At 71.3% G+C, this 17,401-nt stretch carries 19 protein-coding genes and 1 pseudogene; 5 read left to right on the top strand and 15 right to left on the bottom strand.

The window, feature by feature from the left end; all coding sequences use genetic code 11:
• The first annotated feature begins 2 nt into the window (after window positions 1–2).
• Window positions 3–611: a DUF7504 family protein gene (locus tag EXE48_RS17010; protein ID WP_053770643.1), complete on the top strand. Its 609-nt coding sequence runs from the start codon at window positions 3–5 to the stop codon at window positions 609–611.
• 53 nt (window positions 612–664) lie between these two features.
• Here EXE48_RS17010 and EXE48_RS17005 read toward each other — a convergent pair whose 3' ends face one another.
• Window positions 665–1,255 (bottom strand): hypothetical protein, encoded by a 591-nt coding sequence (locus tag EXE48_RS17005; RefSeq protein WP_121600122.1) that lies wholly within the window; start codon window positions 1,253–1,255, stop codon window positions 665–667.
• A 126-nt stretch (window positions 1,256–1,381) separates the two neighbouring features.
• Between EXE48_RS17005 and glmM the strand changes: the two genes are divergently transcribed.
• Entirely contained in the window at window positions 1,382–2,746 is a 1,365-nt protein-coding gene (gene glmM / locus EXE48_RS17000; RefSeq protein WP_137712092.1) for a phosphoglucosamine mutase, read from the top strand.
• A gap of 245 nt (window positions 2,747–2,991) precedes the next feature.
• Here the strand turns inward: glmM and EXE48_RS16995 are convergent, their stop codons facing one another.
• The 8 genes from EXE48_RS16995 to EXE48_RS18875 all read right to left on the bottom strand — a co-directional run bounded on the left by EXE48_RS16995 (window position 2,992) and on the right by EXE48_RS18875 (window position 8,487).
• Complete coding sequence (locus EXE48_RS16995; RefSeq protein WP_137712091.1) at window positions 2,992–3,666, bottom strand: Sjogren's syndrome/scleroderma autoantigen 1 family protein; 675 nt, start codon at window positions 3,664–3,666, stop codon at window positions 2,992–2,994.
• A gap of 87 nt (window positions 3,667–3,753) precedes the next feature.
• On the bottom strand, window positions 3,754–4,176 hold the full coding sequence (locus EXE48_RS16990) for an iron-sulfur cluster assembly scaffold protein (protein WP_053770639.1): 423 nt from the start codon (window positions 4,174–4,176) through the stop codon (window positions 3,754–3,756).
• A gap of 515 nt (window positions 4,177–4,691) precedes the next feature.
• Window positions 4,692–5,072 carry a hypothetical protein gene (locus tag EXE48_RS16985; protein WP_053770638.1) on the bottom strand — a complete coding sequence of 127 codons (381 nt, stop codon included), beginning with the start codon at window positions 5,070–5,072 and terminating at the stop codon, window positions 4,692–4,694.
• 236 nt (window positions 5,073–5,308) lie between these two features.
• Complete coding sequence (locus tag EXE48_RS16980; RefSeq protein ID WP_053770637.1) at window positions 5,309–5,692, bottom strand: thioredoxin family protein; 384 nt, start codon at window positions 5,690–5,692, stop codon at window positions 5,309–5,311.
• A gap of 103 nt (window positions 5,693–5,795) precedes the next feature.
• On the bottom strand, window positions 5,796–6,011 hold the full coding sequence (locus EXE48_RS16975; protein ID WP_053770636.1) for a hypothetical protein: 216 nt from the start codon (window positions 6,009–6,011) through the stop codon (window positions 5,796–5,798).
• On the bottom strand, window positions 6,008–7,798 hold the full coding sequence (locus tag EXE48_RS16970) for a b(o/a)3-type cytochrome-c oxidase subunit 1 (RefSeq protein ID WP_053770635.1): 1,791 nt from the start codon (window positions 7,796–7,798) through the stop codon (window positions 6,008–6,010). Before EXE48_RS16970 ends, EXE48_RS16975 begins: the two co-directional genes overlap by 4 nt.
• Window positions 7,795–8,304, bottom strand: a complete 510-nt coding sequence (locus EXE48_RS16965) for a cytochrome c oxidase subunit II (RefSeq protein ID WP_053770634.1) — start codon at window positions 8,302–8,304, stop codon at window positions 7,795–7,797. The genes EXE48_RS16970 and EXE48_RS16965 overlap by 4 nt, the downstream gene beginning before the upstream one ends.
• A 6-nt stretch (window positions 8,305–8,310) precedes the next feature.
• On the bottom strand, window positions 8,311–8,487 hold the full coding sequence (locus tag EXE48_RS18875) for a hypothetical protein (protein WP_167551887.1): 177 nt from the start codon (window positions 8,485–8,487) through the stop codon (window positions 8,311–8,313).
• A gap of 97 nt (window positions 8,488–8,584) precedes the next feature.
• Between EXE48_RS18875 and EXE48_RS16960 the strand changes: the two genes are divergently transcribed.
• Both EXE48_RS16960 and EXE48_RS16955 read left to right on the top strand, forming a co-directional pair.
• Window positions 8,585–8,785, top strand: coding sequence for a DUF8131 family protein (locus tag EXE48_RS16960; protein WP_053770633.1), 201 nt, complete (start codon window positions 8,585–8,587; stop codon window positions 8,783–8,785).
• A 75-nt stretch (window positions 8,786–8,860) separates the two neighbouring features.
• A complete protein-coding gene (locus EXE48_RS16955) occupies window positions 8,861–11,281 on the top strand; it encodes a heavy metal translocating P-type ATPase (RefSeq protein ID WP_137712090.1) in 2,421 nt (806 codons plus the stop codon).
• Window positions 11,282–11,286: 5 nt separating this feature from the next.
• Here the strand turns inward: EXE48_RS16955 and EXE48_RS16950 are convergent, their stop codons facing one another.
• The 5 genes from EXE48_RS16950 to EXE48_RS16930 all read right to left on the bottom strand — a co-directional run bounded on the left by EXE48_RS16950 (window position 11,287) and on the right by EXE48_RS16930 (window position 14,746).
• Window positions 11,287–11,874, bottom strand: a complete 588-nt coding sequence (locus EXE48_RS16950) for a hypothetical protein (RefSeq protein WP_053770631.1) — start codon at window positions 11,872–11,874, stop codon at window positions 11,287–11,289.
• 113 nt (window positions 11,875–11,987) lie between these two features.
• Complete coding sequence (locus EXE48_RS16945) at window positions 11,988–12,230, bottom strand: Rdx family protein (RefSeq protein ID WP_053770630.1); 243 nt, start codon at window positions 12,228–12,230, stop codon at window positions 11,988–11,990.
• Between the two features lie 71 nt (window positions 12,231–12,301).
• A complete protein-coding gene (locus EXE48_RS16940; protein WP_137712089.1) occupies window positions 12,302–13,702 on the bottom strand; it encodes a heme o synthase in 1,401 nt (466 codons plus the stop codon).
• Window positions 13,703–13,781: 79 nt separating this feature from the next.
• Window positions 13,782–14,234 (bottom strand): FAD synthase family protein, encoded by a 453-nt coding sequence (locus EXE48_RS16935; protein ID WP_053770986.1) that lies wholly within the window; start codon window positions 14,232–14,234, stop codon window positions 13,782–13,784.
• On the bottom strand, window positions 14,231–14,746 hold the full coding sequence (locus EXE48_RS16930) for a Mov34/MPN/PAD-1 family protein (protein WP_137705392.1): 516 nt from the start codon (window positions 14,744–14,746) through the stop codon (window positions 14,231–14,233). Before EXE48_RS16930 ends, EXE48_RS16935 begins: the two co-directional genes overlap by 4 nt.
• A 141-nt stretch (window positions 14,747–14,887) precedes the next feature.
• On the opposite strand from EXE48_RS16930, the gene han reads away from it, so the two are divergent.
• Window positions 14,888–16,834 carry a Hef-associated nuclease gene (gene han, locus EXE48_RS16925; protein WP_137705391.1) on the top strand — a complete coding sequence of 649 codons (1,947 nt, stop codon included), beginning with the start codon at window positions 14,888–14,890 and terminating at the stop codon, window positions 16,832–16,834.
• Between the two features lie 63 nt (window positions 16,835–16,897).
• Here han and EXE48_RS16920 read toward each other — a convergent pair.
• Window positions 16,898–17,275, bottom strand: a pseudogene (locus EXE48_RS16920) (phospholipase D-like domain-containing protein); the annotation flags it as partial.
• Window positions 17,276–17,401: the final 126 nt, after the last annotated feature.

Genomic DNA, 17,401 nt, shown 5'->3' with positions numbered 1-17,401 from the left:
ACATGACCGTGCTTCCCGACGCTGTCCGCGGTGCCGACAGCGTCCTCATCAGCGGTCCCCCGATGAGCGGGAAGTACGACCTGTTCAACCGACTGCTCGCGGCGTGGTCCGACGGCCCGGTCGTCATCTCGACGGGGCGGACCGCGGAGAAGGTCCGCGACGACTACGAGGGGCTGACGGGACGCGACGGCGACGACGTGGTCGTCATCGACTGCGTCACCCACGAGCAGGGCGACAAGCGCGAGGACACCCCGACGACGAAGTACGTCGCCAGCGCGGGCAACCTCACCGACATCGGGATCAAGTTCACCGACGTCGTCGAGTCCTCGGCGGGCCGCGACCGCGCCGTCGGCGTCTACTCGCTCTCGCAGCTACTCATGTACTGGGAGCCCGAGCGGATCTACCGGTTCACCAGGGTGATGACCTCGCAGACCTCCGGCGAGGGGTGGCCGTTCGTCGGCGTCGTCGGCTCGACCGCCCACGACGAGCAGGTCGTCCACACCCTCCACGAGCCGTTCGAGGTCGTCGTCGAGACCCGCGTGGACGACGACGACCGGGAGTTCCGCGTCCGCGGCCGGGTCGGCAAGCCCTCCGACTGGCGGCCGTTCTGAGCCGCCTCCGAGCCGCCCCCTCGGCGACGCTCCGGTCGGGCGTCGGCCCCGCCTCACCCGACCAGTTCGAACGCCGCGCCGATCGGCGGCGCGTCGACGAGCCCCCAGTAGACGAACCGGTAGCTCCCGGGGCCGAGCGGCGGACAGACCGCCAGGTCGACGCCGTCGACGGCCTCGGCGATGCCCGACTCGGTCAGCGTGACGTCCCAGGCGTACGCCGAACTCGTGTCGAGTGTCGACTCGCTCCGGGGGAGTTCGACCGCCCGACCGGTCGTCGACCCGCGGACGTCGAGCCACCCCTCGCCCGTCTCGCGCTGGATCGAGTAGGCGGCCTCGCCGCGCGTTGGCGTCGGGGCGTCGCCGGTGTTCCGGAGGACGAGCCGGAACGACTGGCCGTACGTCTCGGCCGTCCCCTCGGAGGAGAGCTCCACGGTGGTCTCGCCCGTCTCGACGAGGGTCTCGGTGACCGGCGCCTCGAACGGCCGATCGAGGCGGACGAACCCGTCGTCGTCGCAGGTCAGCGTCGCCGGCGTGCCCTCGGGGCCCTGCGGCCCGTCGCCCGCGGCGAAGTCGAGGCAGCCCGCGGTCGCGAGGGACAGGGCGAGCGCGCCCCCGGCGAGCGCGTCGCGTCGCGTGTGGTCCATACGGGGCGAACGGGCGCCACCGCCATGAACCGCACGCGTCGTCGCGGCGGGCTCCGTCCCGTCGCTCCCGGCGGGCGGCCGCGGCGGTTCGGAACCGCTTTCCCCTCGGCCGGCGGATGGCCTCGCATGGAGCTGTTCGGATCGAGCGGCATCCGCGGGGTCGCGCTGCGGTACCTCACGCCCGCGCTCGTCCTCGACATCGCGAAGGCGGCCGGGACGGTGTGGGACGCCGACCGCGTCGCCGTCGCCCGGGACACGCGGACCACCGGCGAGCTGTTCGCGAACGCGGCCGCGAGCGGGCTCGCCGCGGTCGGCTGCGACGTCGACCGCCTCGGGGTCGTCCCCACGCCGGCGGTCGGCAACTACTGCGAGTCGGCGAGCGTCCCCGCCGTCCTCGTCACCGCCTCGCACAACCCGCCGGAGTTCAACGGGATCAAGCTCGTCGGCGACGACGGCGTCGAGCTCTCCGTCGACGTGTTAGAGCGGATCGAGCGGCGCGTCCTCGACGACGAGTACGACCACGCCGACTGGCGGTCGGCGGGCGCGACGACGCCGGTCGAGGGGGTCGTCGACGACTACGCGGCCCAGCTGACCGCTGCGGTCGACGCCGAGGCGGTCGCCGACGCCGACCTGACGGTCGCGGTCGACCCGGGCCACGGCGCCGCGTCGGTCGCGTCTCCGCGGATCTACCGCGAGCTGGGTTGCGAGGTGCTGACCGCGAACGCGACCCCGGACGGGCGCTTCCCCGGCCGCGACTCCGAGCCGGTGCCCGAGAACCTCGCGGACCTCTCGCGCCTGGTGGCGACCACCGACGCCGACGTGGGGATCGCCCACGACGGGGACGCGGACCGGGCCGTGTTCGTCGACGAGGACGGCGAGTTCGTCGACGGCGACACCTCCTTGGCGGCACTGGCCGACGCCTGCCTCGAACCCGGCGACGCGGTCGTCAGCGCGGTCAACGTCTCCCAGCGGCTCGTCGACGTCTGCGCCGCCAACGACGCCGACCTCGAGTTGACCCCCATCGGCGCTACGAACATCATCACCCGCACCCGCGAGCTCCACGAGGAGGGGACGAACGTCCCCATCGCGGGCGAGGGCAACGGCGGGGTCTTCTTCCCGCCGTACCGGCTCTCGCGGGACGGGGCGTACATCGGCGCGCGGTTCCTCGAACTGCTCGCGGCCGCGGACGGCGCCCCCGTCAGCGAGGTCGTCGCGCCGTACGCCGACTACCACTTCGTGCGGGAGAACGTCGAGTACGCGGACGACGGCGAGCGCGACGAGATGCTCTCGGCCGCGCGGGCGTACGTCGAGACCGCCGAGGCGGAGCCGAACACGACCGACGGCTACCGGCTCGACTACGGCGACGCGTGGGTGCTCGTCCGCCCCTCCGGCACCGAGCCGAAGATCCGGATCTACGCCGAGTCCGCCGACGCCGACCGCGCCGAGCGACTGGCGGCCGACATGCGCGTCGCCGTCGAGAGCGGGCGATAACGCCGGACCTGTCTGCGAGTACGATCGCGGTGGCGAGTGCCTGCGAGCGGTCGCTCCCGGCGGCAGCGAGACAGCACGCGCGGGGTCGTCGGGCTGCGCCCGACTGCCAGAGGGGCCGCTGGTCCCTCGCTGGAGTCGGCCGACCGTGGGGAGGCCGACGAGGCCGGGGAGGTGTGAGGTGCTGTGCGGTCGGGCGGGGCTGGTGGTATTCCCCAGCGACCCGTCGGAGCAGTCTGTGAGCGGTTTCAGTCCAGCGCCGCGAGCGCCTCGGCCGCCTCGCGGGCCGCTTCGAGGTGGTCCCGGGCGCGTCGCGGGTCGTCCGTCTCCTCGGCCGCGCGGGCGAAGCGCGTCAGCGTCCGCGTCAGCGACGCGCGGGCCGCGCCGACGCTCTCGGCGTCCGCCGCCGACGGCGACGGAGGCGACCGGCGGGTCTCGGCCTGCGGGTCGTCGGCGGACCGGGCCTCGGTCCCTCGGGACGCCGACCGCTGGGGCGGCGCCGAGGGTTGTGACTGCGCGGGGCTCGACGCGGACGCTCCCGACCGACCGGCGTCGCTCGCGGCGGCGTCGGTCGCGTCCCCACCGACCGCGCCGTTCTCGGCCGCGGCGTCGGCGCCGACCTGCGGGTCCTCGTCGGCTGAGGTCGCGGGCTCGGCGGGTGGAGCGTCGCCCGCATCAGTCGGCGCCTCGCCGGCGTCCGCGGCCGACGCGCCGCCGACCTCGTTCCCGCAGGTGGGGCAGAACTCGCGGCCGTCGTGGCGGAAGATTGGGTCGCCGCACTCCCCGCAGTGGCGGTTCGTCATCGTCGCGCCCTTCAGGAGGAGTTCGGACATCCGCTGGGTGTGCTCGCGCTTCTGCTCGTCCTCGGCGAACTTCTCGCGGAGCTTCTCGCGTTCCGCCTCCTTGTCGAAGCCGTCGCTCATGGGCGGACGAACGTTGTTCGCGGGCAAAAGTCCGGTGGGCTCGGGACGGGCGCCGCGAGGCGGCCGAGAGCCGGCGGCCGCGGCCGGCTACTCCTCCGTAATCGTGCGGTCGTCGGGGTCGAGCTCGCCCCGGTGGATCTTCGCGCCGTCCTGCGCGACCTGCCGCCCGAGCACCGCGCACTTCACGCGCATCGGAGAGATGTCGACGCCGAGCATCTCGGTGACGTCGTCGGTGTCGAGCGCGTCGAGGTCGTCGACGGGCATCCCGTGGAGCCGCTCCGAGAGCATGCTCGCCGAGGCCATCGAGATGGCGCAGCCGTCGCCGGTGAACCGCACCGCCTCGACCGTCTCCTCGGCGTCGTCGAGCCGCACCTCCATCCGGATCGTGTCGCCGCAGGAGGGGTTCTCGCCGACGTGCGTGAAGTCCGGATCCTCGAGTTCCCCGTAGTTGCGCGGGTTCTTGTAGTGGTCGAGGATCTGCTGTCGGTACATGTCCGAGCCCAGTCCCATATCGGTCACAGATACGCCGGTCCGGCTCAAAAGGGTTCCGTCGAGCGGGGTTCGAGGGAATTGTGTCGAGCGTCTATTTATAAACGCAGGGCGGTGCGACGGCGCGTGCCTCCGAGCGCCCGTCGGGCGCGAGGAGCACGCGCGAGGGAGTCGCTGGCGGCGCCAGCCGCCAGCGACGAGGCTGGGGAGGCGTGAGGCTGCGGTTGCGGTGTTGTCGGGGGCGCGACTCGAAGGGGCAGTCGCGAGGCGGGCGCAGGCGACGGAAGGCCCGCAGCGAGCGAGCGGAGCGAACGAGCGAGGACTGCCCCCAGCGTGCGCCCGCCTCGCGACTGAGGCTTCGGTGGTGTTCGCGTCGATCGGCGATTGATAAACCGAGATGTACAGCCGAGCGACTGGGGCTTCGGTGGTGTTCGCGTTGGCGGGTCGCTCTGAGTACAGAGCGCGTATCGGTCGAAACGATCGGAGAAGGGGCGTGATTCGGCCAGCACAGGGAAGCCGCGTGACGGAGCGGAGAGCTAGTGTGACGTGTCGTCGACGAGCCGATGCGTCTCGTCTCGGTCGGCCCGCTCGAACAGCTCCGGACCCGTGGTGTAGAGCAGATACGCGACGCCCGCGAACCCCAGCGCGACGGCCGCGAGGCTCTCGCTGGGAGCGCCGTCGGAGAGGACCAGGTTCGTGAATCCCGTGAGGAACAGCAGGCTCGCGCCCGCCAACATGATCTGCGCGTCGCGAACGCGGAGACCGCCGCCCTCGGTCCGGAAGGCTCGGACCAGCAGGTGAGCGGCGAGAGCGCTTACCCCGATGAACCCGGCCACGGTGGCTCCCTGGAGAACGGTCGAGAGTACTCGATCGGCGATAGCGATCTGTAAGGGGATGAGTTCCGTCCCGGATATCATGACGGTTTATCGGCGCCTGTCGGCATAAATAGCGCTGTGGTGGCTGTTATCCCGGAGATTGGTGATTTGAACGTCGACTAACGGAGAGCGTGGCGGCCCGCTGAACGCAGCGGCGAGTACCCCTCGCTTCTGCGGGAATCAACAACAAGAAGCTGTGCTGGCGAACGGACGGGGCTTCGGAGGCGCCGCCGACGCGCCGAACACCCCGGAAGGGGTCGAACCGACGATTCAGCCTCTCAGACCGCGTGTTCCTCGACCCACGCCGTCAGCTCGTCGCCGGGGACGAACCCATCGGCGCGGCGTGCGACCGGCTCGCCGTCGACGAAGAGGACGAACAGCGGGACGCTCCGCACGTCGAACCGCTCGACCAGCGGCGGGTCGTCGCGGGGGTTCACCAGCCCGACCGCGAGGTCGGCCTCGACGCCGCGAGCGACGTTCCCGATCACCGGTTCCATGCTCGCGCAGATGCCGCAGCCGTCGGTGTAGAACTCCACGAGCGCGACGGCCGCGTCGCCGACGAAGGCGTCGAGGTCGGCCTCGTCCGACAGCGAGACCGGACGCTGAGCGTCCGCGGAGCCGCCGGTCGCTTCGGACGCGTCTGCGGCAGTATTGGATTCCATGCGCACGATCGGTCGCGGACGGGCATAACTGCTTCTGTCGGGAACACCGGCTCCGGAGGTGAAACGGGAAGCGAGGAGAGCGTGAGCGACGGCGCCCGCGTCGCTACGCAGGCCTGTCGCCCTCGGGTTCGGTCCGCCACCCGCCCTTCAGCGTGACGTACCAGACCGAGGCGCCGGCGAGGACGAAGACGGCGGCCATGTAGGGGATGATCGGGAGTTCGATCCCGATGAAATCGAGCACGGTGCGCAGCTCGTAGACGATCACGCCGAAGATCGCGAGCGTGACGAGCAGCCCGCCGCGAGAGATGTCGACGCTCATCGGACCACCTCGGCGAACGCGGCCGACGCGTCGCCGACCGTGCCGGCGAGCGGCTCGATCGCGTTCGCCAACGCGTCGACGAGCGGCACGAGCCACACCGGATAGGTGCCGACGCCGGGGCCGAGCAGGCCGCCGCGGCTGATGATCGCCGCGATCGGGAGGGCGTACGCGAGCACGACCAGCACGACCGCGATGCTCACCCACAGGCGAAGGTTATCGAGCACCTGCGGGGCGTCCTCCGGTCCGGAGACCGGTGTGGGAAGCGTCTCCGCGAGCCCGGAGACCGTCGGGTTCCCCATCGTCAACACGAGGTTCCCGAGGAAGAGGATCGTCGAGATGAAAAGCAGCGTCCCGCCGATCGCGATCTGGATGTTGAGCTCCTCGAACCCGCCGAACATCGTCGGGTAGTCGAAGCCGGTGTACTCCGGTTCGGCGGTCCGGCGCGGCACGCCGAGCAGCCCTTGCGCGTGCATCGCGTTCGACATCAGCGCCATGCCGATGAACCAGAGCACTACCTGGAACAGCCCGATCGTGCGGCTGTAGATCGGTTTGTTGCTGATCTGCGGCCAGATCCAGTACGTCCCGGCCATCATCGTCAGCGCGACCGCGGTCCCGACGGTGAGGTGGAAGTGGCCGGGGACCCACAGCGTGTTGTGGATGAGGTAGTTGATGTTCATCCCGGCGTTCACCATGCCGGAGAAGCCGCCCGCGGCGAACATCAGCCCGGCCAGCATCATACCGGTGAACTCCGGCTTCCGCCACGGGAGGTTCGTGAGCCAGCCCAGCAGTCCGGTACCGCCGTTCTGACGGGCGCCGTACTCGACGCTCGCGACGACGGTGAAGGCGGTGAGCAGGCTCGGCAGTAGCAGGAACATCGTGTTCGTCATCGAGATGAACTTGAACCCCTCCGCGATTCCGGGGTCGAGGTACTGGTGGTGGATCCCGACCGGGGTCGAAAGCAGGAGGAACAGCACGAACACCACGCGAGCGAGCGGGTCGCTGAACAGGCGCCCGCCGGCGATCTTCGGCAGCACGGTGTACCAGAGCATGTACGCCGGCATCAGCCAGAAGTAGACGACCGGGTGGCCGAAGAACCAGAACAGCGTCCGAGTGAGCGTCGGGTTCACCTGGTCGATCAGGCCGAGCGACCACGGGAGCAGGAACAGCAGCACCGAGGCTGCCACGGCGGACGTGGCGATGTACCACATCGTCATCGTCGTCAACACCATGAACGCCTGAAGCGGAATCCGTTGGTCGGGGTGGTCGCTCCGCCACGCGAGGAACGTCCGGAACCAGTCGGCGCCGGCGATCCACGTGCCGACGATGAACACCACGAGCCCCGTGTAAAACAGCGGATGCGCCTGAAGCGGCGCGTAGAAGGTGAACAGCACGTCCGCGCTCATGTCGATGGAGTCGACGAACCCGGCGAGGATCGAGATCCCGGTGAGCGTCATGCCCGCCGCCATCAGACCGTACCACGTCCACGTTATTTTGATGTTGATCAGGGGCCGATCTAGGCTGCGCGTCAGCGCCCAGGTGAACAGCCCGACGAGGAAGAAGATCGTGAAGCTGATCACCATGAAAACGCCGTGTGCGGTGAGAACGGTGTAGTAGTCCGTCGAGGGGATGATGCGCGCGATGTCGGTCCGGTGGAGCGTCTGGACGATCCCGAAGATCGCGCCGAGGAACAGCGCGAAGAAGGCGCTCAGGAAGGCCGCGCGGACGACGCGCGCCTCGTCCGGGAACTTGTCGACGAACGTCCGTTCGGACTCGATGGCGGTGCTCACGCCGAGTCACCCCCGCGGTTCTCGAACTCCGACTGGCTCACGACGTGGATCTTCCCCTCCATGACGTGGTGGCCCGCGCCGCAGTACTCGTTACAGAGGAGCCCGTATTCGGTCGGTTCCGCCGTCTCGACCGTGATCTCGGAAACCTCTCCCGGGACGACCATCGTGTTCGCGTTCGTGCCGACCACCTCGAAGCCGTGGATCACGTCGCGTGAGGTGACGTGTAACGTCACGGTACTGTTCGCCGGCACGACGATCGGGGAGGGTTCGAAACCGAACTGGTAAGCGACGACGTACGCCTCGTACTCGTTTTCGCCCACCTGTTCGACGCGGGGCTCAGAGAACCGCTCGTCCTCGTCGAGCGCCGTCGCGTCGACGGTCTGCTGCGTGTCGGCGACCATCGCTACGCCGGGACCGACCGCCCCGTACGTCACGGTGCCGATGAGCGCGAGGATCAACACGACCGAAAGCGCGAGCCACAGCTTCTCGTACGCATGAATGTGCACGTCTGATCACCCCACCACCACGAGATCCCGCCCGAGGAACTCTACGAAGTAGATATACACCCATGCGAGTACCAATATCGCGAAGTATATCCCGATCAGCGTGAGCGTGCCGATCGGGTCGAACTCCTCGCCGTCGGCGCCCACGTCGTCTGCGCCGGCGTGTGCGGTCTCGTTTTGTCCCATAGGCGGCGTTATACACAAGGAAACATATAACGTCTACCCGTTCTCGAACCCTGATAACACGGGCATTATATATGGCCGGGGAAGCCTTGCGTCCCGTATGAACTTCTCGATCCAACAGGCCGTGCTCCTCGTCTTGGGCGGGCTCGTCCCCGCGCTGGTGTTTATCGCCGACCGGGCGGAGTTCGTCGTGGCGGTGACGCTGGTGAACGTCCTACTCATCTGGGCGAGCCTTCGGATCGCGACCGGCGGGAGCCTACCGGGGTTCGCCGGTGACGCAGACGAGCCCGAACACGCGTAGCCGAGCCGAATCGCACCGCGGGGACCGGCGGGCCCGCTCCACGGAGCGCTCGGAGAGAACCCGAACGAACCACGCATGACAGACTGCACGCTCTGTGACCTCCCGACCGGGGACGACCCGCACACCGCCCCCGACGTCGACGGCGAGTTCTGCTGCCGCGGCTGTCTGACCGTCGCGCGCTCGCTCGACGGCGTCGAGGACCTCGGCGACCTCGACGAGCGGCGCCCGGACGCGACGCCGGGCGACGAGTTCGACGGCGAGACGACGTTCCTCCACGTCGACGGGATGCACTGCGCGACCTGCGAGTCCTTCCTGGAGATGACGGCGGGCGAGCAGGAGGGGGTCGCGGCCGCGGAGGCGAGCTACGCGACCGACACGATCCGCGTCGACTACGACCCGGACACGGTGGACGCGGACGAGCTCCCCGACCGACTCTCCGTCGCGGGGTACGCGGCGAGCGACCGCGCGGACCCGGACGCGGACGAGGACGACGCAGTCGTGCGGTTCCTGATCGGCGGCGGGTTCTTCGGAATGATGGCGATGCTGTGGTACGTCGTCTTCCTGTACCCGACCTACTTCGGGTACGAGCCGATCGTCGACTTGGGCGGCGTCTCCGGCACGTACCTCTTCGCGCAGATCTGGCTGTTCGCCTCGATCGTGCTGTTCTACACCGGCTACCCGATCCTGCGGGGCGCGTACGTAAGCCTCCGGGCGCGACAGCCCAACATGGACCTCCTCGTGTCGCTCGCGGCGACCAGCTCGTACGCGTACAGCACGCTCGCGCTGCTCGTCGGCCGGACCGACCTCTACTTCGACGTGACCATCGCGGTGATCCTCGTCGTCACCGCGGGCAACCACTACGAGTCGATCATCAAGCGCCGCGCGACCGGCATGCTCACCGACCTGACGACGACCGAGGACCGGGCCGTGCGGACCGAAGCGGGAGAGACCGTCGCGGCAGACGCGGTCGACCCCGGCGACCGCCTCCTCGTGCGCCCCGGCGAGCGGGTGCCGTTCGACGGGACCGTCGCCGAGGGGACCGCCGCGGTCGACGAGGCGCTCGTCACCGGCGAGTCGCTCCCGGCGACGAAACGCGAGGGGGACCCGGTCCGCGGGGGGACCGTCGTCACGGACTCGCCGGTCGTCGTCGAGGTCGGCGAGGACGCGGCGAGCACGCTCGACACCCTCGTGCGGCTGCTGTGGGAGATTCAGAGCTCGCGGTCCGGGATCCAGCGCCTCGTCGACCGGCTGGCGACGGTCTTCGTGCCGCTCGTCGTCGCGGTCGCGGCCGTCGGCGCCGCCGCCACGCTGGCGCTCGGATCTGCCCCGATCGACGCCGCGCTCGTCGGGCTGACGGTGCTGATCGTCTCGTGTCCCTGCGCGCTCGGGCTGGCGACCCCGCTCGCCGTCGCCGCCGGGATCCGCGACGCGGCGAAGCGGGGCATCGTCGTCGTCTCCGACGCCGTCTTCGAGTCCGCCGCCGACGTCGACACCGTCGTTCTCGACAAGACCGGCACGCTCACCGACGGCGAGATGCGGCTGCTCGACGCGACGGCGGCCGAGGGGGAGTCGGTCGAGCGCGTGCGGCGGCGCGCCGCGGCCGTCGAGCGCGCGTCGGTCCACCCGGTCGCGGAGGCGATCGTCGCGGGCGTGCTGGGCGACGGGGACCGACCGGCGGGGTCGCGGCCGGCCACCGACGGCGGCGCCGGCGCGACCGACGGCGCGCCGGCCGAGGTCGGCGCGCTCGACCCCCCGTCCGCGACCGGCGTCGACGTGTTCGACCGCGGGGTCGCGGGGCGGGTCGACGGCGACGAGGTCGTCGTCGGCCACCCGGACTGCTTCGACGAGCGCGGCTGGCCGGCGTCCGACCGACTGCGCGAGGCGGGAACGGCCGCCCGCGACCGCGGGAACGTCCCCGTCTACGTCGGCTGGGCGGGTCGGGTGCGCGGGGTCCTCGCCGTCGGCGACGAGGTGCGCGACGGGTGGGAGTCGGTCGTCGCCGACCTCGACGCGGACGGGCGGCGCGTGGTCGTGCTCACCGGCGACGCGCCGGCGGCCGCGGCGCGGTTCGCGGAGCACCCCGCGATCGACGAGGTGTTCGCCGAGGTGCCGCCGGAGGCGAAGGCCGAGACGGTCCGACGGCTGGGGGTCGACGGCCCGGTCGCGATGGTCGGCGACGGGAGCAACGACGCGCCGGCGCTCGCGGCGGCCGACCTCGGCGTCTCGGTCGCCTCGGGCACGGACCTCGCGGCCGACGCCGCGGACGCGGTCCTACTGGAGGACCGGCTCTCGGCGGTGCCGGAGCTGTTCGCGGTCACGCGCGGGACGAACCGGCGCCTGAAACAGAACCTCGGCTGGGCGTTCGTCTACAACGCGGTCGCGATTCCGCTCGCGCTGACGGGCGTCCTCAACCCCCTCTTGGCGGCGCTCGCGATGGCGTCGAGCAGCATCCTGGTGGTGACGAACTCCGCGCGGGCGGTGTTCGACCCGGACTGACGCGGTCAGGTCCCGCCCCGCCCGGAGCGGTCCTCCCCCTGACCGCTGCCCGAGGGGAGGAGCCGGCGTGCCAGCGCGCCGAGTCGCTTGTACGCGAGGTTCACGTACAGCCCCGAGAGGAAGACGAGCCCGACGACGAGCGGCACGTCGTCGACGCCCTGGCCGAGGACGAGGTCCGAGAGCAGGTAGACCCCGACGCCGAGCGGCAGCGCGGCCGGCAGCCGGAGGTTGTACCGGAGGAGCCTGCCGACCGAGGCGTCGAAGCGCTCGATCAGGGCGGTGGAGACGAACCCCAGCGCCCCGAGCAGGCTGAACAGGGGGACGAACGGGGGGACGATCCCGGGCCCGAGACCGTCGATCCCGGCGTACGGCGCGTCGACCGCCACGGAGGCCGCGGCGGTGAGGGCGACGGCGAGGAGGACGTCGCCGGCGACGACGGCGGTTCCGAGCCGGGACCGATACCAGGCCCGCGCGAGCCACGGCCAGTCGTCCCCGCCCGGCGCGGCGTCGCCGCCGAGCGTCGGGTCGTCGGCCCCGGGCGTCGGGTCGTCGGCCGGAGGCTCGCCTCGCTGCCGCTGCGATGAGTCCGACATCGCCGGAACCGTTCGCGGCCGAGCGACAATTAGCTTGTGCCGCGTGAACGAGACGCAAGGATTTCGGGACGGCTCGTCGACGGACCGGCGGCGCCGGAGGCGCGGTCGGGCCGTTACGCGGTCGCGCCGACGTGCGGCTTGACCGCCCGGACGATGGCGTCGACGTCGTACTCGTCTTCGGTCTTGTCGAAGACGACCTCGCCGTCGGCGCGGACGACGAACACGCCGTCGTCGCCGGTCACTAAGGCCACCTCGTCGACGCCCTCGCCGAACTGCTTGAGGATAGCCTCGGAGACGTCTTGCGCGCGGTTCAGCATGCCACAGGGGACGCAGTACTCGACTTCGACGCGTGTCATACCGTCCGGTAGAGCGCGAATCGGATTAAAAGGGCTGGTCGCGCCCGGGGCGGCGGCGGGCGCCGACCGGCTCAGACCACCAGCGCGTCGAGGACGACCGCGAACAGCAGCAGCCCGAGGTAGGCGTTCGAGGCGTGGAACGCGCGGAACGCCGCCTTCTCCGTCTGCTCGTAGTGGAGCCGGACGACCGCCCAGAGGAAGGCGGCGCCGACGCCGACGCCGACGACCGCGTACAGCGCGCCGAGCGGGTCGGCGGCCGCGGCGAGCGCGACCGCGGCGACGAGCGTCGCGCCGAGGTACCAGAGGATGTGCCGGCGGGTCGCGGTCTCGCCGCGGACGACGGGCATCATCGGGAAGCCGCCGCGCTCGTAGTCGTCCTTGTACGCCAGCGCGAGGTTGTAGAAGTGCGCGGGCGTCCACAGGAAGATGACGAGGGCGAGCAGCAGCCCGCCGCCGACCTCGCCCGTGACCGCGGCCCAGCCGATGAGCGCGGGGAGCGCGCCGGCCGCGCCGCCGATGACGGTGTTCTGGACCGTGTTCGGCTTGAGGACGAGCGTGTACACGACGCTGTAGAACACGATCGCGACCAGCCCGAGCGCGGCCGTCAGCGGGTTCACGCTCCAGAACAGCCCGAGCGAGACGACCGTGAGGAGGCCACCGAACGCCAGCGCGTGCGAGACCGGGACGAGGTCGGTCGCGAGCGGGCGATCGCTGGTGCGTTGCATCCGCTTGTCCACGTCGCGTTCGAGGACGTGGTTGAACGTCCCGGAGGCGCCGATGGAGAGCGCGCCGCCGGCGAGCGTGGCGGCCACGACGCCGGGCGTGAACCCGGTCCCGCCCGCGAGCGCCATCGCGGCCGCGGCGACGAGGCAGAGCAGCCACATCAGCCGCGGCTTCATGAGCCGGAAGTACGCCGCCGCGGTCGCCCGCAGCCGGGGGAGCGTCGCGCTCGGGATGTCCGGCTCCGGCGCCTCCTCGACCGGCGGGAGGTCGTCGGTGCCGGCCTCGAAGTCGTCGGGGGCGTCGTCCGGGACGCCCGTCTCTGCCTCCAGCCACCACGCGAGCGCGGCGAGGACGGCGCCGAAGATGCCGATCCCGAGGAGGAGGTGGGCGGACCCGAGGGCGGCGGGCAGGTCGCCGAGCGCGACGAGCGCCCCGACGCCGGCCTGCGCGGGGTAGACGGCGAGCGCGACCGCGAGGGCGGCGCGGACCCGGCGGTCGGCGCCGTTCCGCCACGCGAGCGCGGCGGAGAGCGCGACGAGGAGGCCGACGACGACCGCGAGGACGCGGTGGCCGAGGGCGATCCAGCCCTCGGTCGCCGTCGGCAGGGCGGCGCCGCTCCCGCAGGCGGGCCAGCCGCCGCAGGCCGCCGCCGCCTCCGTGAGGGAGGTGGTGGCGCCGGCGACGACGAGGAGGTACACGCCCATCGCGGCCGCGGCCAGCACCGCGGGGAACTTGTCGGGAATGTTCACTCACCCCGGTTAGGGAGTCAGTCCATTTAGATGCCGCGCTTCCCCGCCCGCGCGCCGTCAGGCGGGGCCGACCGCCGGGTCACCCCGGCGTCCCGTCCGAGCCGTCGCCGCGCTCGCGGACGATCCGGTCGACGATGTCGCCGCTGGAGAGCAGTTCGTCGTCGTACTTCGGCTCCCGGCCCGACGCGCGCTCGACCCGGCAGTCGATGCCGCGGGCCGCGAGCGCGTCGGCGATGGCGGCCTCGTCGTGGTGCTGGTCGAACCCCAACACGATCACGTCGGGGTCGAGCCGCTCGATGGGGACGAACACGTCCTCCGGGTCGCCGAGGTGCGCCTCGTCGACCGCGGCGAGCGCGGCGACCATGTCGCGCCGCTGGCGGGCGCAGAGCACCGGCGCGGGCTTGTGCGTGACGTTGGTCCGGCGGGCGACGATGGCGTGGAGCTCGTCGCCGTACGTCGCCGCGTCTTCGAGGTAGTGGACGTGACCGGGGTGGAGCAGGTCGAAGGTGCCCTGCGCGACGACCCGCGTCATCGGAACCACGAGAGGAAGCCGCCGCCGTCGCGGTCGTCCAGCTCCCGGTCGATGTCCTCCTGGGTGAAATCGAAGAAGTGCTCGTCGGGCACCGCCACGTCGAGCACGTCGAGGGTCGTCTGCTTCCCCTCGTTGTCGAACGCCTTCCAGTCGCCCCATCCGTAGGGGGCGCCCACGATGATGTGCACCTTCCCCTGCCCGAACGTGGCGAGGTCGGCGTCGCTCGGTCGGAGCGCGCCGTTCGGGTGGGAGTGGACCGAGCCGACGGCGCGCATGTCGTTCGGCTTCATGTTGGTGCGGACGGTGGCGCTCGTCGGGCTCGACTCCGTGCCCGGGATGACGAGCACGTCGGTGATCACCTGCCCGTCTCGGTCGAGGTCGAGCTTCCGGGCGTCGTCCGCGCGGAGGAACCCCATGTACTCGTTGGGGTGGGTCTCCTCGCTCGCCTCGAGGACGAACTCCAGGGTCTCTCGGGCGATGCCGAGGAGCTCGTCCGAGCGGAACAGTCGCATGGGTCACATAAGTCGCCGTCGCCTCATAGGGGTTCCGGACCGCGGGACGCCGGGCGGGCTCCACGCGCCGGGCGTCCGCCGGTCCGCGGGCGAGAGCGCCGAGAGAACAGGCTTAACACCGGCCGTTCCCGATTGCTCTCCATGAGCGAGAACACCGCCGGGGATTCCGGCACGCGGGGCGATTCGAGCCCCGAACCCGACGCCGACGCGGCGGAGGGGGCGGCCGACGACCGGCCGACCGTCTACGACCTGGCGCCCGACTGTACCCTCGAAGACACCGATGTCGACGCCCTGTACCACGCCGAGGTCAACGGCGTCGTCGACTACGGCGTGTTCGTCGACCTCTCCGACGCCGTGAGCGGCCTCGTCCACGAGTCGAACCTCGACGGCGACTACGCCGTCGGCGACCGGCTGATCGTCCGGCTCACCGAGGTGAAGGAGAACGGCGACGTCGCGTTCGACGACGTCGACCCCGACGACTACCGCACCGAGACCGTCGCCCACGAGCCGGCGGTCTCGCGGGTCCGCGGCCTCGCGCCGGGCGACGAGGCGACCGTCGAGGGCGAGGTCGTCCAGGCGAAACAGACCGGCGGCCCCACCATCTTCGCCGTCGCGGACGCCTCCGGGGTCGTCTCCTGTGCCGCCTTCGAGTCCGCCGGCGTCCGGGCGTACCCGGAGGTCGAGGTCGGCGACATGGTCCACGTCTCGGGGACGATCGAGAGCCGCGAGGACGCCCTCCAGCTGGAGGTCGACTCGCTGAAGCGCCTCCCCGACGGCCGCGCCGCCGAGGCCCGCGAGCGCTTCGAGGCCGCCCTCGACGAGCGCGCCGAGCCCGCCGACGTCGACCCCCTCGTCGAGTGGGAGGCGTTCGAGCCCATCCACGAGGACCTCCGCGACCTCGCGCGGCTGCTCCGCCGGACCGTCCTCGCCGGCCGCCCGATCCGCGTCCGGCACCACGCCGACGGCGACGGGATGTGCGCCGCGATCCCGGTCCAGCTCGCCGTCGAGAACTTCGTCCGGGAGGTCCACGGCGACCCCGACGCGCCGCGGCACCTGTTCAAGCGGCTCCCGAGCAAGGCCCCCTACTACGAGATGGAGGACGTCACCCGCGACCTCAACTTCGCCCTGGAGGGCCGCGCCCGGCACGGGCAGAAGCTCCCCTTCCTCCTCATGCTCGACAACGGGTCGACCGAGGAGGACGTGCCGGCCTACGAGAACCTCGCGCACTACGACATCCCCATCGCGGCCGTCGACCACCACCACCCGGACCCCGAGGCGGTCGAGCCGCTGCTCGACGCCCACGTGAACCCCTACCTCCACGGCGAGGACTACCGGGTCACCACCGGGATGATGTGCGTCGAGCTCGCGCGCCTCATCGACCCGTCGCTCACCGAGGAGCTCGAACACGTGCCGGCGGTCGCCGGGCTCTCCGACCGCTCGAAGGCGGAGGCGATGGACGACTACGTCGCGCTCGCCGAGGGCGCCGGCTACGACGAGTCCGACCTCCTCGACATCGGCGAGGCGCTCGACTACGCCGCCCACTGGCTCCGCTACTCCGAGGGGAAGACGCTGGTCAACGACGCCCTCAACGTGGGCTGCGACGACGAGGAGCGGCACGAGGAGCTCGTCGAGTTCCTCTCTGAGCGCGCCGAGCGCGACGTGGAGCGCCAGCTCGACGCGGTCGACGACCACGTCGAACACGAGCGGCTCGCCTCCGGCGCGCACCTCTACCGGATCGACTTAGACGAGTACGCCCACCGCTTCACCTACCCCGCTCCGGGCAAGACCACCGGCGAGCTCCACGACGAGAAGGTGACCGAGACCGGCGACCCCGTCATCACCATCGGCTACGGCCCCGACTTCTGCGTCCTCCGCTCGGACGGGGTCCGGCTCGACATCCCGAACATGGTGACCGAGCTGAACGAGGAGCTGCCCGAGGCGGGCGTCTCGGGCGGCGGCCACCTCGTCGTCGGCTCCATCAAGTTCGTGAAGGGCCGCCGGAGCGAGGTGATCGAGGCGCTCGTCGAGAAGATGGCGGGCGCGGAGATCGACGAGGCGCTCTCGTCGACCATCGCACTCGACGACTGACCCGGCGGTCGCGACCGCTGTCCGGCGCCGCGGTCGGAAAGCCGTTCGCCGCGGCCTCGCTTCTCAGCCGAACGCGATCTCCCGTCGAGCGACGGCGCCGGCCCCCGCGAGCGCGACCCCGAGGCCGGCGGCGAAACCGACCGGCAGCTGGACGCCACCGCCGCGCCAGTCCGCGGCGTACGCCCGGGCGTAGAAGTCCGCGGCCGACTCGCTCTCTATCGCGAGCAGCACCTCCCGGTTGTTCGTCGCCGCGCTCGGGTTCCAGTTGAGGCTGCCGACGACCGCCGCGTCGTCGACGACGAGCCCCTTCGCGTGGACCTTCCCGAACCGGCCGCGCGGCGCCGCGAGGTCGACCGCGATCGGTTCGTCGGCGAGCCTCGCCGAGAGGTTCCGGTTCGCCTCGCGGTCGTACCAGGCGTCCGAGAGCAGCAGGTGGACGTCGCGGGCGAGAGCGCCGAGAGAACAGGCTTAACACCGGCCGTTCCCGATTGCTCTCCATGAGCGAGAACACCGCCGGGGATTCCGGCACGCGGGGCGATTCGAGCCCCGAACCCGACGCCGACGCGG

Origin of the sequence: Halorubrum sp. ASP1 (assembly GCF_005435135.1) — an archaeon.
Lineage (GTDB): Archaea > Halobacteriota > Halobacteria > Halobacteriales > Haloferacaceae > Halorubrum > Halorubrum tropicale.
This window is presented reverse-complemented; position numbering and strand designations above follow the sequence as displayed.